Here is a 15,096-nt window from a genome sequence, read left to right as displayed (position 1 = left end):
TACGAAACCAGTTTAGCTGAATTTTTCTTTTTTATTAGATTTTATTAATAGATTTGTATGGCTAACTTTTATAATCTAAAGATTTAAAATATGAAAATTGACTTAAGATATAAATATACTTTTATTATAATTCTATTCTTAAATTCATTATTTTTTTCAGGTCAAATTTATTCTATAGAGAATATTAATCAAAAAATTTCCTTAGGAGCCTCTGCTGTTATAAGAAAAGACGAGACGACTGTAACTATATTTTCTTCAAAAAAAATGGTTGTTAAACAAAAAAAAGTAATTACAATCTTAGATAAAAGTAAAGATTATTTATCAGAATTATACTTTCCGTTTGACCCTAATAATAAAATTAAAAACTTAGTTACAACAGTCTATGACAAGACAGGAAAAAAAATTAGGGGAGTAAAAAAATCAGAATATTTAGACATCAGTTCTTCCGATGGATTTAGTTTATATACGGATAACAGGGCTTTAGTCTACAAATATTATCCTGTGAATTACCCATATACTATAGAATACGAGGTGGAAACCGAAAGTTCAAATACATTATTTTTAAGGGATTATGTTCCGCTAACCTATAGAGGAGTAGCAGTAGAACATTCAGCTTATACAATATCTAATTTGTCCGGAATAGAATTAAGAAAAAAAATATATCCTACAAATTTATTTTCTATTCAAGAAGAAAAAACAGAAACCGGATGGTTTTACCAGGTAAATAATATAGCTTCTTTAAAAGTAGAAGCCTTATCTCCATCCTTATCTAATGTAGTTCCCAAGATATCGTTTGCTTTATCTTGTTTTAGTTTAGAGGGAAAAGAAGGGTGTTTTTCAAGTTGGAATGAGTTTGGTAAATGGATGGATTTAAATTTATTGCAGGGAACTCAAAATTTGACAGATAAAGCAAAGGCTGAAATTCATACTTTAGTTAAAGACATTAAAAGCGATAGGGAAAAAGTGAAAATTCTTTATCAATACTTGCAAAATAAAACACGTTATGTAAATATCGCTATAGGAATAGGTGGCTGGAAACCTATTAATGCTTCGGAAGTATATAACAAAGGTTATGGGGATTGTAAGGCATTAACCAATTTTATGTTGACAATTTTAAAAGAAGTGGGTATAAAATCCTTTTATACGGTAATAAACTCAGAAAAGTCAGAAGTAGATTTTGATGAAGAATTTCCTAAAATGGGTGGGAATCATGTGATTTTATGTGTTCCTATGAGTCAAGATACCTTATGGCTGGAAAATACCAGTCAGAATATGGCATTTAATCAATTAGGATTATCTACTGTCAATAGAAATGCAATACTTATTTCCAATGAAGAATCAAAGGTTATTCATACCAAAAAAATGGGTACTAAAGACAATACAGAAAATATAAAAATAGATATTAATCTATATGAAGATAAACAAGCGACATTTAAAGGAACCATGTTTTATAATGGACTACAATACACAGATCAACTCGATTTATTAGCATATGAAACACAAAAATTGCAAGATATATATAAGGAAAAATTTTCTAATATACTTATTTCATCCTTTAATACTTGTCAGGTAAATAATAATAAAAATGAAGGAGTTTTTACAGTAAGTCTTGATTTTAAAGCATCTAGATTTTCTACATTTCTAGGTAAAGAAATGTTTTTTGATGCGGTTCCTATAGAACGCATGAAATATAATTTAGTTAAAGATGAAAACCGAACTTTACCGTTAGAAATTTTATATGGTTATACTGATTCTTATGAGTTTTCTTATATTATTCCTCAGGGATTTATAACAGGAAAACTTCCGGAAGATATATTGTTTACATCGGAATTTGGTAATTATACTTTATTTTTTAAAGAAGAAGGAAATAAAATTGTTGTTAAACGGAAATTAGTGATTAACAAAGGAATTTATTCAAAAGAAAAATTTAATGAATATGTAAAATTCATGAATATTATTTATAAATTCGATAACACAAAAATAAATTTAATTAAAAAAATATGAAATTCACACTAACTATTTTATTCACAATTGTTGTTTTTTTAAGTGTTTTTTCACAAAAAAATTCTTATGGTAAAATATTGCCGGAAGAATTAGAACAAAAACAATCGGGAATAAAATCAGAAGCACCGGCAGAAATAATTTATAAAGAAGTGAAATTATCTGTAAGTGTATATGGAGTATTGGAAATGCAAGTATCTGAAAGAATAAAAGTATATGATAAAGACAAAGCTGATGAATTCCTTACTTATGAGGTTCCTTTACATAAGAATGGAAATGAGTTAGAGAAAATTTCAGGATTCAAAGCTTCTACATATAATTTGGAGAATGGGAAGGTAGTAGAAATGAAAATAAAAAATAACCAGACTATTACAGAAGAAAAACATAAATATTTGAACCTTTTTAAGTTTACATTCCCAGATGTTAGAGATGGCTCTGTTCTTGAATATAAGTATACATTTTATTCTCCCTGGATAAGTGAGATACCTATACAATATTTCGATTATAAAATCCCATTACGATCAATGAAATATACCTGTAAAATTCCATATATTTATTTTTATATTCCTGATATACGAGGATTAAATTCTGATAAACTGAAAATAAATAATGATAAAAGTCAGATTGCAGGAGAATATCCTTTTTCAATTATCACTTTATCTATTGATAATGTAAAACCATATGAAGAAGAACCTTATGTAATGAATTACAAAAATATCAGAACTTCTGTAAGGTATGAGTTGAGTAGAGTGGATATTCCCGGAAAGACAAGTAAGAATTTTTCAACTACCTGGAATGAAGTAGGAAAAACATTATTACAAAGTGATAATTTTAGTAATTATTATAGTAATACTCATCAATTTAAAGATATACTTCCTTCCTTGATCACAGATTTAAAAACCACACGAGAAAAAGCAACAGCTATTTTAAAATATGTTCAAGAAAATTTTGTATGGAATGAATATGTAGGAGTTCATGCAGATCAGAGTTTAAGTAAAACTATAAAAACAAAATCGGGGAATTCAGGGGATTTGAATTTATTAGTAATTGCCATGCTGAGGGAGGCAGGAATAAATGCCAATCCAGTAGTTTTAAGCACAGTATCTAATGGTATGTTAAATTATACATTTCCTTCGCTACAAAAATTAAACTATGTAATTGCTGCATATTATGATAATGGAGAGTTGAATCTTTTAGATGCTACAAATAAATATAGCGAAATCAACCAGTTACCAAAGAGAGCTCTAAACTATAGAGGTTTTTATATAGATAAAGACAATATTAAAGAAGTAGATTTAACAAATAGAACGATAAGTACAGATAATACCTTATTAACTTATAGTATAAAGCCCGATTTAGAATTTGTCGGGAATATGGCTAATAGTTCCGGACAGTATTTTGGAATGACTAAGATGGAAGAATATGAAGAAAATAAAGAAAAATTTGATAAAAAATATCGTTCAAAATATACATTTCCATTGGAGAATTTAGAATTTTCTAATAATTCTTCTATTTTCAAAACGTCTTTTAGCTTTAATTCTGTCACTGACATTGAAAAAATAGGAGATAAATTAGTATTTAACCCCTTACTATTCACTGCTGAAAAAGAACAGGTTTTTAAGGCCGAAAACAGAACTTACCCAATAGAATTAGGTTCTCCTTCCAAATTTTCAAAGATAGTTATAGTAACCCTTCCGGAAGGATATAAGGTTGATAAATTACCCACATCAAAAAAATATAAAATGATTGGGAATTTAGGTAGTTATGAATATATTATAAAAAATTCCAACAATCAAATTGAGATTAAAACGACTTTTTTAATGAATGAGTTTTTTATTTCTGCAAATTATTACAGTGTATTAAAAGAGTTTTGGGAACTAATGATAGAAACAGAAAATCAATTAGTCTCTCTTATAAAAGAATAAAAATAATAAATTTTAAATAAATGAATAATTAGGGGATATATACAATAAACAGTAATTTTGTTTTTTATAATACAAAAAAGTAAGAGATATGGAGATTAAATATGCTGCAAGGATGGCAAATTTAAGAGCTTCTGAAATAAGAGAAATATTAAAAGTAACCGAAAATCCTAATATTATTTCATTTGCCGGAGGCCTTCCCGCACCAGAATTATTTCCTGTAAAAGAAATCAAAGAAATAAATCGTTTAGTTTTAGAAGAATCTGGCTCAAAAGCTTTACAATACTCAACAACCGAAGGATATAAGCCATTAAGAGAGTTAATAGCAAAGAGGATGAATAATAGACTTCTTACCTCGTTTGATGTCGATAATATCTTAATAACACATGGTTCTCAACAAGCTTTAGATTTAAGCGGGAAAGTTTTTTTAGATAAAAATGATGTAGTATTATGTGAGAGTCCTACATATCTTGCAGCTATAAATTCTTTTAAAGCTTATGAGTGTACATTTGCAGAAGTAGAAACAGATAATGAAGGAATGGTAATGGAAAATCTGGAAAAAATGCTTCAAACTATTCCTCGAATAAAATTTATTTATGTAATTCCTGATTTTCAAAACCCTACCGGGCGTACCTGGAGTTTAGAAAAAAGAAAAGCCTTAGCAAAACTGGCAGCAAAGTATAAAATTATAGTCATTGAAGATAATCCTTACGGGGAATTACGTTTTGAAGGAGAAACTTTACCATCAATAAAATCATTTGATAAAGAGGGGTATGTATTATGTACAGGAACTTTTTCCAAAATATTTTGTCCTGGATTTAGAATTGCTTGGATTGCAGGTGATAAAGAAATCATCCATAAATATGTATTAGTAAAACAAGGGGCAGATTTACAATGTAATACATTAGCTCAAATGGAAATTTCTAAATATTTGGAATTATATAATATTAATGAACATATTAATAAAATTATAGATGTATATAAAAGAAGGAGAGATTTGACGATTCATATAATGGAAGAAAAATTCCCTAAAACAGTTTCTTTTACACATCCAAAAGGAGGTTTGTTTATTTGGGTAGAGCTTCCTGCTAATATAGATGCTAGAGAAGTGCTTGCCCAATCTATTCAAAGAAAGGTAGCATTTGTTCCGGGTGGCGCCTTTTTCCCTAATGGGGGGAAAGAAAATACTTTACGTATTAATTTTTCCAATATGCCGGAAGAACGTATTGTGGAAGGACTTACTATTTTAGGGGAAATTCTCTATGAGAGCATAAAATAAAAATTATCTTCTTATTTTAATTAGAAAGTAAAAAATCTTTAAAATCTGAAAAATTATTCTTTAAAGAATGAGCTAGGCTTTTCTTTTTTTCTAGCTGTTTTACTTGTTCAGGAATTTCAATTTTGTCTTTCAAATTTGTAGGATATACATCTATAAATTTGCATGGATGAGCCGTAGATAAAAAGATAGTATAATTTAAAGGATTAAAATGATTCTTAGCCGCTAAATAAGCTACAGCAGTATGAGGGCAGGCTATATATTTATATTTTTCATATAATTCATTAATTCCTATTAAGGTATCTTTATCTGTATAAGAATAGGCAGAAATAGTTTTCCGTATATTTTCTATATTGTTATCAAATAGATCCATTATACGTACCCAATTACTCGGATTTCCAACATCCATAGCATTAGAGAGGGTTTGTATGGAAGGTTTAGGAGTATAAAGACCTTTTTTTAGATATTGAGGTACTGTATCATTAACATTTGTAGCTGCAATAAAATGCTTTACAGGAAGTCCCATTTTATAAGCAAGTAATCCGGCTCCAATATTTCCAAAATTGCCACTAGGTACAACAAAAACAATATTGTTTTTATTATTTCTCTTTGCTTGAGCATAGGCATATATATAATAGAAAGTTTGCGGGATCAGTCTAGCAATATTAATAGAGTTAGCAGAGGTAAGCCGAAAACGAGAATTGAGTTCTGCATCATTAAAAGCTTCTTTCACCATTGCCTGACAGTCGTCAAAAGTTCCTTCAACCTCAAGTGCACGTATATTTTGGCCGTTTGTAGTTAATTGTTGTTTCTGTATTTCGCTTACTTTTCCTTTAGGATAAAGGATAGTTACACGCGTTCCTTTAACACCTAAAAAACCTAAAGCTACAGCTCCTCCGGTATCGCCTGAGGTTGCAACTAAAATATCGAGTGTTTTATCTTTCGAATTTGACAGGTAGGACATGATTCTACTCATAAAACGAGCACCAAAATCTTTAAAGGCTAAGGATGGACCATGGAATAACTCTAAAACCCCTAACTGATCATATAAAGAAACTAGAGGAACTTCAAAATTAATAGCATCTTCAACAATATTTTTCAAGTCCTGTTTAGGAATGTCCTCTCCAATAAGGGAGCTTGCTGCTTCTAAAGCAATTTCTTGTAAAGAATACTTTGTTATATTTTGTAAAAACTCCTCAGAAATTTGCGGTATCTTCACAGGCATGTATAATCCTTTGTCTGTGGGAAAACTGTTAAAAACCGCTTCTTTAAAAGATATTTTTAAACTTTTATTATTAGTACTATATAATTTCATAATTTTTTTTATTTAAATAATTTAAAGTTCTACAGCTCCTTGAGTATTTATTGAAGAAGAATAACCATTGCTTTCAATAGATTTTTTCCCAAGATGCTGTTTCAGCATTTTTGTTATTTCTTTTGCTTTTTCTATTCCTTGTGTAAAAGCAACAACAGAAGGTCCGGAACCTGATATTCCAAATCCTAAAGCCCCGGATTTAATTGCAATGTTTCTCATTTCTTCAAATTCAGGAATTAAAAAAGACCGGGTAGGTTCAATAATATAATCTTTAAGACTACTGGATATTAGATTATAATCTTCAGTGAATAATCCAGTAACCAATCCTGCTATATTGCCCCATTGAGAAACCGCATTTTTGAGTTCTGTTTGTGTTTTAAGTATTTTTCTGGCAGCACGTGTAGGAACCTCAACATGTGGAAAAATAATTGAACAACATAATTCCTTAGGTACAGGTAGATTTATTACATGGAGTGGACTATAGCTGTGTATTAAAGTAATCCCTCCTAATAAAGAAGGAGCCACATTATCTGCATGCCCATGTCCGCAAGCTAATTCTTCTCCTTTGAGGGCAAAAGGAAGAAGTTCTTGTTTAGTCAATGGAGTTCCTAATAATTGATTAATAGCAAACAATCCTGCTATGGTACTGGCAGCGCTAGACCCTAGCCCACTTCCGATAGGCATTTTTTTGAAAAGTTCTATTTCTAAGCCTATATTCTTAATTCTAAGGTGATCAAGTACCATTTTAATTGAAGCACTTACAGTATTTTTTTCAGGATCTAGAGGCAAAAGTCCAAGATCTCCTGTTATTTTGGTGATTTTTATTCCGGGAGAATCCACTTTTCTAAGTGTTATTTCATCTCCGGGTTCTTCTAGGGCTAAACCCAAAATATCATATCCACAAATAAAGTTGGCAGAGGTAGCCGGAGCAAAAACGCGTACACAATCTTTTTCTTTCATTAAAAAATAATTTGCCTCATGAGTTATGAAGCAAATTTAATTTAATTATAACAGATTATCAATCTTTTTGTGTTTTTCAATGAATGATTAAAGGAATATTTGATAACGTTTACAAAATTTACATCTAACTTATTTTATAGAATGTTATAATACGTTCAATTAAATTAATCATTATATAATTGACTCAGTTTATGATTGAGCCTTTAATATGAAGATTAAGTTAACTTTAAATAAATAAATTGATTCTTTGATAGAGTCTTTGTAAAAAAATTTATGTTTTATTCTGTACCTACATTAATTAGATCGGCAAATACTCCTGCAGCCGTTACTTCGGCTCCGGCCCCTGGTCCCTTGATAACTAAAGGATTGTATTTATATCTTTCTGTAGTAAATGATATAATATTATCACTACCTGAAAGATTATAAAATGGATGTGAAGCTTCCACTAACTCCAGGGTTATAGATACTTTACCTTTTTCCAATTTTCCAATATATCGTATTGCTTTTTTTTCTTTTTCTGCTTTAAGCTTTATTTCAGTAAAATATGATTCAGATTTTTGTAATTCATTATAAAAATCATCTACAGAATTAGCTTTTATACAATTTTTAGATAATATATTTTCCAACAAAACTTCATGCTCTTCTGTAGTATATCCTGCATCTCTTGCCAGTATCATCATTTTACGCATAAAATCTTTTCCACTTAAATCATCTCTGGGATCAGGTTCTGTAAAACCTAATTCTTGAGCTTTTTTTACAACTTCATAAAATGATACATCACCTTTAAAGTTATTGAAAATATAGGAAATAGTTCCACTTAAAATAGCTTCAATTTTTAGTATACGATCTCCGCTGTTCATAAGATCTTTAAGAGTTTTTATGATTGGAAGCCCAGCACCTACATTGGTTTCATAAAAAAAATCTACTCCTCGTTTTCGGGCGGTATCTTTAAGTATTTTATACTCTTTATAAGAAGATGAATTTGCTATTTTGTTACAAGTTACAATTGAAATATTAGATTCAAATATACTTTTATAGAATTTTGTAGGATCAGGACTTGCTGTATTATCAATAAATACACAATTAGAAAGATTCATAATTTTCATTTGTTGGATAAAATTTTCCATATTTGCCTGATTTCCTTCGTTTAAAGCAGCTTTCCATTCAATTAAATCTATGCCATTTTCTTGGATGAGCATTTTTCTAGAATTTGATATACCTACTATTTTAACTTCAATATCATTATTTTCTTTTAAGAAATTGCTTTGGTTTTGTATTTGTTGAAATAAGGTTGCTCCTATATTTCCTGTACCCAAAACAAATACATGTAAGGTTTTGGTCAGTTCTATAAAAAATGTGTCGTGTACTGTATTTAGGGCTTTAGCAAGATTTTTTTTCTTGATTATAACAGATATATTATATTCAGAAGATCCTTGAGCAATTGCATGGACATTAATACCGTTTCTTCCTAAAACATGAAATAATTTACCGGAAATTCCCGGTGTTTGTTTCATATTTTCTCCCACAATTGCAATTATGCATAGGTTTTCTTCAATGCTGGGGATATTAATTTTATGAGTTTGAAGTTCCATTTCAAACTCACGGGTTATTAAATTTTTTGCTCTTTCAATATCATTAGGTTCAATAGCGAAAGTTATACTATGCTCGGAGGAAGATTGAGTAATAAGTATTACATTAATTTGTTCTCTTGCCAATAAAGAAAATAATCGTCCGCTAAATCCTACCTCACCAATCATTCCACTTCCGGTAACGTTTACCAGACTAATTTCATTTATGGAAGATATTCCTTTTATAGGGAAAGGATTTTTTTCTATATTTTCTTTGTGTATTAGAGTTCCTTTAAAATCTGGATTAAATGTATTTAAAAGTAAAATAGGAATATTTTTTCTAAAAGCAGGAATCATAGCTGGTGGGTAGATAACTTTAGCACCGAAATAAGATAATTCCATAGCTTCCGTATAAGAAAGCTCAGAGAGAGAAAAAGCTTTTTTTACAATTTTAGGATCTGTTGTTAACATACCATCCACATCAGACCAAAGTTCAATTTGTTCAGCTTCTAATGCAGCCCCAAAAATAGCCGCTGTATAATCACTTCCTCCTCTACCTAAAGTAGTAATTCTGTTTTCTTCATTTGATGCTATAAACCCGGTTACATAGAAAATTTTATCAGAATGTGTTTCATAATAATTTTTTATAAGATATTCTGTTTTCTCAATATTAACTTTTGCATTTCCAAATTGATTATTTGTTTTTATAAGCGAGCTTGAATCCACATATGTACTTTCAGGAAAATATTGTTTAGAAATTTGACTTAATAGGTAAGTAGAACATTTTTCTCCGTAGCTTAAAATAAGATCTTTACTTTGAAGACTTAATTCTTTTAAACTATTAACTCCCTGAAGTAATTCTTCCAACTCATTCATATAGAGTTTAATTTGGGTAAGAACCGGGTTTTGATTTTTAATTTCTAACAGTTCTTTAGCTACAGAAAAATGTTTGTTTTCAATTTCGGTAAGGCCTGATTTAAAATCTTTCCTTTCAGAAGCAGCAAAGGCCATTTCTGTTAAAAGATTGGTTACTCCACTCATAGCAGAAGAAACTACTATAAATTTTTCACCGGAAGAATATCTTTTTTGTAAAATGTTTAAAATACATTGTATACTTTTTGCAGAACCTACAGAAGTACCTCCAAATTTTAATATTTTCATAATCAGAATAAGAATATAACTACAATTTTACTAAATTTTATAAGAAAGAAAAAATAAAATATATTTTATGTTTAATATTTTATTATTTAAAAGCAAATACTCTATAAAGATCAAATTAATATGTAGATCTTTTAAATTTATAAAAATAAAAAAGAAAAGTCAAATGTATAAAAGATAAAAATGCGTTTTGATAAATGATTTAATCGTTTTTCAAATAAATAAATCGTATGTTTTTTAACTATTGATTCCTTAGTATTTTTATAAATAATTACTAAATCAATTTGCTGGAATTTACACTAAAACTGAAAAACTATCAAAAATTATTGGATGTTGTGTAAGGAGTTATAACATAAATAAAGCTAAACAAATTATTTGATCTATTTTTTTAGTGATGTATGTCAACCTATATAGAGTAAAATACAAAAGTATATTATATATTAAAATAATACGAAAATATAAGAAAGACAAATGTAAAATATTTGCAGATTAATGATTAAATTGTTATCATGTGAATATTTATATTAAATTTAAAATAAAATAGTATTTTTGTTGTTAATATATAAATACATGAAAAAATTTTTCAACTATCTATTGAGTTTGTTTTATGTTTTGGCAGGTGTAAATCATTTTTTTAACCCTAATTTATATATGGAAATTATGCCTGGATTTTTACCTTGGCATTATCTGTTAGTAATAATAAGTGGTATTTTAGAAATAATATTAGGAATAATAGTTTTAATTCCTTCATTAAGAAGATATGGGGCTTGGGGAATTATTTTTTTATTAATAGTTATTTTTCCTGCTAATATTCAAATGGCAGTTAATTGGTATTATGATGATAACCCATATTTATGGCTAGCTATAATCAGATTACCTATACAGATTTTATTAATAGCATGGGCCTGGGTGTATACTAAAAAACTTTAATAAAAAAGAATATGAAAAAAGTAGTAATAACAGGAGGAACCGGTTATTTAGGAAAACATCTGGTTAATGAATTACATAAAGCATATAAAATAGTAATATTAACACGTAACCCCCATAAGTATAAAAATATGGGTAATGTTTTATATGAAGAATGGGATAATCTCAATACAATCGAAGAAAAGTTGGAAGAAGCATATGCTATTATAAATTTAGCTGGTGAAAATATTGGTTCTAAAAAATGGACTCAAGACCAAAAGAAAAAAATATTAAATAGTCGTATTACTGCTGCTCAAACTATAAAGAAAAGTATAGAATTATGTAATAATAAACCAAAAGTTTGGATACAAGCTTCTGCAACCGGATATTATGGTGTCCAAAATCATACTGTTTTTGATGAGGGCTCTCCAAAGGGAGAGGGCTCCTTTTTGTCAGATGTTTGTTATGAATGGGAAAAACCAATAAATGCACTTGATTCTCATATAAGAAAATTAATTATAAGAACAGGGGTAGTACTTTCCTCAGATAGTTCCTTAGTAAAACAACTCATAATGTCTTTTAAATTTGGAGTAAAATCAATTCCCGGAAATGGTGGAGAATATCTTCCATGGATACATATAGAGGATGAAGTAAGAGCTATTAAGTTTTTATTAAGTCATGAAGAATGTTCAGGAATATTTAATTTAACATCTCCTGAAAGTTCTTCTATGCAGCAAATTATAAACGAAATTGGGAAGTATAAAAATAGTATTATTTCATTGCATATACCTAAATTCTTTTTAAAATTAATATTTGGAAAAGAAATGACGGAAGAAATTATATTAACCAATCAGAAAATTTATCCTAAAAAATTATTAGATGCTCAATTTCAATTCAAATATACAAATATACAAGAAGCAATTTCTCAAATAATACAAGGTTTAAATAAAAAATAAGTGAATGATTGTTGATAATATGTCCAATTATAAGAAAAAACTGAAAAAATATCCATTAAAAAGATTAATATTAAATATAGTATTATAGTAGTATTAGAATATTGAATAAGAAAAAATATATTAATTAACGAATAAAATATTTTTAAGTTAACATTTATAAAAAATTAAACAAAAAAGCAACTAACTGATTTAAAGTTAATTGCTTTTTATTCTGGTACGGATGAAGGGAATCGAACCCCCACGCCTCACGGCACTAGATCCTAAGTCTAGCGTGTCTACCAGTTCCACCACATCCGCATGTTCTGGTTTTGGACTGCAAATATACACTTATTTTACAAAATTTGGAATAAATGAATAAAAAATATTTATAATAGTAAATTTTAAGTCATAAAAAAACAATTGATATGATAATCTACTCATATTTAGTTTTAGGTATTATGGTTTTATTTAAAATAATTCATTCACATATAAATTTAGATAATTAAAATATACTTATTTAATAATTATATTTTTATAATGTTAATATTGTTTGTAAAATATTATAAGAAAACAAATGTAGTTGTTCTTATTATATCAAAATAAGTTGACATCTTTTGACATTTTTTTAAGGAAATTGGATTAAAGTTACAGAGATAATTACTTATTCAAATAAAGGAAAATATAGTCTTATCTTAAAAAGACTACGGATAACGAGTTTGTTCATATCAGTAAAAAAATATAAACAGTGGTGTGCAGATAAAGATTTTTGTTTTCCAAGGTATAGTATAGAAAAAATGACTATGTTATCTTTGCAAAAACTCTTATCTAATAAAATAGAAATTACTGATAATGACTTAAATATGGCTTATATCACATTAAAGAAAAGAGAGCAATTATTAGAAGATTATATTGATGAACTTGGAGAAGGCTATATAAGTAGCTATGATGATTTAATACCAACAGAAATTTAATAATAATTTAGTATTTATTTTTATTTAAAAAGTTATCTTTAAATTTGTTATATTCTTTTTCGTTTATAGCCCCTTTTTCCTTTAAATCAAACAAATTAGATAAGTATTTTGTAGTATTAAGATCTTTTTCAAGTAATTTTTTCTTTTTCGATAATAATACAATAACTAAGGCTATTATAGGTGTCAAAAATACTGCTAAAATAACAGACCATCCATAACCAATAACTCTTGTATTACCTAACCAGCCAACAGCCCAACAGGATAAAATCCATAATATAAATAAAAATAATACGTCCATATTTTTTCACCAAATATATAAAATAAAACTTATTGGTTATATTAGAATTATAGACTTTTGCTAGTATTTAAAAAATATTGTAGCTTTATAATATGCAATGAAGTTAGCGGGTAAACTCCAAGAATGTGGATTGTATATGCTTAGTAACTAAGTTTGCGGGTAAAACCAAGAATCTCTCTTACATAGGCATGAGCGGTAAAACTTACCGCTTTTTTTATACCCTTGAGTATATGATCTTTTCAATGGTTGTAGGAGAATAGAAAAACTTACGTGCAAGCGCTCTAATTATGTAGTTATCAGAGTATTTCTGAACTCCAAGTTCAGTAATATTAGACGTTTTTGTATATTCTATCCTTACCGGTCTATATTTTTCTTCTGTAGTTTCTTTCTTTGCCATACGCAAAATTAAAAAATGATACTTTAATTAGCAAAAAGTAGTTTTAAACAGCATTTTTACAGGGTTTGAATAGTAAATGATAATAAAAAATAGTAGTCGGATGATATAAAAATGGAAGAAATGGTAGTTTTAACTCATTTTATATAAATCTAAAATTTTCGAATTTTTTCTTTTTTTTCTTTTTATATAGATCTAAATAACCCCCATAATAGGGATTATACCGTAGCTTAAGAATGTAGACAAATATCTTTGAGTTAAAGAAATAAGATTTGCTGATTTTAGTATAAAATTAGATTAATAGAAAAGATGATTTTACATAGTTTTATTTTTAATAAAATAAAGAAATTTCCAACCCAAATAATCAATCTTCTTTAAAATATAAGCCATAATAGTTGCCAATATTACATTTATAGAGAAAATCAGTAATAATAAAATAGGCCAGTCTATAAAATTTTCCCATAATTTTACCAAAGCATATATTTTAGAGCAAATAATTCCTTGTGCAAAATAATAAAATATGGCATTTTGTCCTATATAAGAAAGGAAATTATTTTTTGAGAATTTAATTCTTCCTTTTAAAAAAACTATGATTAATAAAGAAAATGAAGAATAGACAAAGTAAATTATATTAGGGGGAAATTTTTGATATCTTATTAGTAAAGTCGCTTTATTGCCAAATTGAAGATAAAGCAAATAATAAATAAAAAGTAATAATAAAAAACATAAAATTGCATATAATGGCTTTAGATTGATGTTTTTTAATTGATGAGCGATTAAAAAAAATGATAGATATGTTAAAATATAACCTGTATTTCCTTGGGGATAAAAATGAAAACTAAAATAAAAAAGGCAAATAATAAATATTCCAATAAGTATAGATATTTGTTTTTGAGAACAATATTTTAGCACAATTGTACCAAAAAACGATGTGATAAAATAAATTTTTAAATACCACATAGATCCCATAACTACTTCTAAGGGGCCGGAGAAAGAGTAATCATGCAAATACCAATTAAGTAATATAATCCAGTTCAAGTCTTTGTTGTAAAAATTACAATAAAAATATATTAAGGTGATAAACACCATATAAGTAATCTGTAATTTCAAAAGGCGGTGTATATTTCGTTCAATATTGCCTGAAGAAGTAAATCCACTTAAAAAGAAAAAGATGGGAACATCTATTAATAAACTTAAACTTCTTATTTCTGAAGGAACATATCTCTCCCCGGACCAAAAAACTGTATGAATAAAAATTACACTTAAAGTAGCAATTCCTTTTACAACATCAATAAAGAGGTTTCTTTTCATAATGAGCTTTTTATAATATAATAATTAAGTAACTTTTAATATACTTATTAAATAATGTTAAAGATAAAAAATAAATTTAAT

12 protein-coding genes and 1 tRNA gene are annotated in these 15,096 nt (G+C 27.7%); 6 read left to right on the top strand and 7 right to left on the bottom strand.

Annotated features, from left to right (window positions below):
* The first annotated feature begins 90 nt into the window (after positions 1–90).
* The 3 genes from C4S76_RS10655 to C4S76_RS10645 all read left to right on the top strand — a co-directional run bounded on the left by C4S76_RS10655 (position 91) and on the right by C4S76_RS10645 (position 5,202).
* On the top strand, positions 91–2,004 hold the full coding sequence (locus C4S76_RS10655; RefSeq protein WP_105194447.1) for a DUF3857 domain-containing protein: 1,914 nt from the start codon (positions 91–93) through the stop codon (positions 2,002–2,004).
* The gene (locus tag C4S76_RS10650) at positions 2,001–3,926 is read left to right on the top strand and encodes a transglutaminase-like domain-containing protein (RefSeq protein ID WP_105194446.1); all 1,926 of its coding nucleotides are present in this window, start codon (positions 2,001–2,003) and stop codon (positions 3,924–3,926) included. Before C4S76_RS10655 ends, C4S76_RS10650 begins: the two co-directional genes overlap by 4 nt.
* Before the next feature lie 88 nt (positions 3,927–4,014).
* Positions 4,015–5,202, top strand: a complete 1,188-nt coding sequence (locus C4S76_RS10645; protein WP_105194445.1) for an aminotransferase-like domain-containing protein — start codon at positions 4,015–4,017, stop codon at positions 5,200–5,202.
* A 16-nt stretch (positions 5,203–5,218) separates the two neighbouring features.
* Here C4S76_RS10645 and thrC read toward each other — a convergent pair whose 3' ends face one another.
* From thrC to thrA, 3 genes are all read right to left on the bottom strand, one after another.
* Entirely contained in the window at positions 5,219–6,514 is a 1,296-nt protein-coding gene (gene thrC, locus C4S76_RS10640; RefSeq protein WP_105194444.1) for a threonine synthase, read from the bottom strand.
* Positions 6,515–6,535: 21 nt separating this feature from the next.
* Positions 6,536–7,474: a homoserine kinase gene (locus tag C4S76_RS10635; protein ID WP_105194443.1), complete on the bottom strand. Its 939-nt coding sequence runs from the start codon at positions 7,472–7,474 to the stop codon at positions 6,536–6,538.
* 278 nt (positions 7,475–7,752) lie between these two features.
* Positions 7,753–10,203 carry a bifunctional aspartate kinase/homoserine dehydrogenase I gene (thrA, locus tag C4S76_RS10630; protein WP_105194442.1) on the bottom strand — a complete coding sequence of 817 codons (2,451 nt, stop codon included), beginning with the start codon at positions 10,201–10,203 and terminating at the stop codon, positions 7,753–7,755.
* Between the two features lie 567 nt (positions 10,204–10,770).
* Between thrA and C4S76_RS10625 the strand changes: the two genes are divergently transcribed.
* Complete coding sequence (locus tag C4S76_RS10625) at positions 10,771–11,130, top strand: DoxX family protein (RefSeq protein WP_105194441.1); 360 nt, start codon at positions 10,771–10,773, stop codon at positions 11,128–11,130.
* Between the two features lie 11 nt (positions 11,131–11,141).
* Positions 11,142–12,062 (top strand): TIGR01777 family oxidoreductase, encoded by a 921-nt coding sequence (locus tag C4S76_RS10620; RefSeq protein WP_105194440.1) that lies wholly within the window; start codon positions 11,142–11,144, stop codon positions 12,060–12,062.
* Between the two features lie 212 nt (positions 12,063–12,274).
* On the opposite strand, the gene C4S76_RS10615 is transcribed toward C4S76_RS10620, so the two are convergent.
* Positions 12,275–12,359 (bottom strand) — tRNA-Leu (locus tag C4S76_RS10615).
* 398 nt (positions 12,360–12,757) lie between these two features.
* Here C4S76_RS10615 and C4S76_RS11675 point away from each other — a divergent pair.
* Entirely contained in the window at positions 12,758–13,012 is a 255-nt protein-coding gene (locus C4S76_RS11675; protein WP_146105737.1) for a hypothetical protein, read from the top strand.
* A gap of 7 nt (positions 13,013–13,019) precedes the next feature.
* Here C4S76_RS11675 and C4S76_RS10610 read toward each other — a convergent pair whose 3' ends face one another.
* The 3 genes from C4S76_RS10610 to C4S76_RS10600 all read right to left on the bottom strand — a co-directional run bounded on the left by C4S76_RS10610 (position 13,020) and on the right by C4S76_RS10600 (position 15,015).
* Positions 13,020–13,310 (bottom strand): hypothetical protein, encoded by a 291-nt coding sequence (locus C4S76_RS10610; RefSeq protein WP_105194439.1) that lies wholly within the window; start codon positions 13,308–13,310, stop codon positions 13,020–13,022.
* Between the two features lie 214 nt (positions 13,311–13,524).
* Complete coding sequence (locus C4S76_RS10605) at positions 13,525–13,713, bottom strand: hypothetical protein (protein WP_146105736.1); 189 nt, start codon at positions 13,711–13,713, stop codon at positions 13,525–13,527.
* Positions 13,714–14,019: 306 nt separating this feature from the next.
* Complete coding sequence (locus C4S76_RS10600) at positions 14,020–15,015, bottom strand: acyltransferase family protein (RefSeq protein ID WP_105194437.1); 996 nt, start codon at positions 15,013–15,015, stop codon at positions 14,020–14,022.
* Positions 15,016–15,096 lie beyond the last annotated feature (81 nt).

It is taken from the genome of Apibacter adventoris (assembly GCF_002964965.1).
In the GTDB taxonomy this organism is placed as follows: Bacteria; Bacteroidota; Bacteroidia; order Flavobacteriales; family Weeksellaceae; genus Apibacter; species Apibacter adventoris.
The sequence above is the reverse complement of the archived record's forward strand: the minus strand, read 5'-3'. Positions and strand labels throughout refer to the sequence as shown.

Bases quoted from the DNA above. Each gene is read 5' to 3' on its own strand.
- C4S76_RS10655 (WP_105194447.1), top strand. From the start codon at position 91: ATGAAAATTGACTTAAGATATAAATATACTTTTATTATAATTCTATTC.
- C4S76_RS10650 (WP_105194446.1), top strand. From the start codon at position 2,001: ATGAAATTCACACTAACTATTTTATTCACAATTGTTGTTTTTTTAAGT.
- C4S76_RS10645 (WP_105194445.1), top strand. From the start codon at position 4,015: ATGGAGATTAAATATGCTGCAAGGATGGCAAATTTAAGAGCTTCTGAA.
- thrC (WP_105194444.1), bottom strand. From the start codon at position 6,514: ATGAAATTATATAGTACTAATAATAAAAGTTTAAAAATATCTTTTAAA.
- C4S76_RS10635 (WP_105194443.1), bottom strand. From the start codon at position 7,474: ATGAAAGAAAAAGATTGTGTACGCGTTTTTGCTCCGGCTACCTCTGCC.
- thrA (WP_105194442.1), bottom strand. From the start codon at position 10,203: ATGAAAATATTAAAATTTGGAGGTACTTCTGTAGGTTCTGCAAAAAGT.
- C4S76_RS10625 (WP_105194441.1), top strand. From the start codon at position 10,771: ATGAAAAAATTTTTCAACTATCTATTGAGTTTGTTTTATGTTTTGGCA.
- C4S76_RS10620 (WP_105194440.1), top strand. From the start codon at position 11,142: ATGAAAAAAGTAGTAATAACAGGAGGAACCGGTTATTTAGGAAAACAT.
- C4S76_RS10610 (WP_105194439.1), bottom strand. From the start codon at position 13,310: ATGGACGTATTATTTTTATTTATATTATGGATTTTATCCTGTTGGGCT.
- C4S76_RS10600 (WP_105194437.1), bottom strand. From the start codon at position 15,015: ATGAAAAGAAACCTCTTTATTGATGTTGTAAAAGGAATTGCTACTTTA.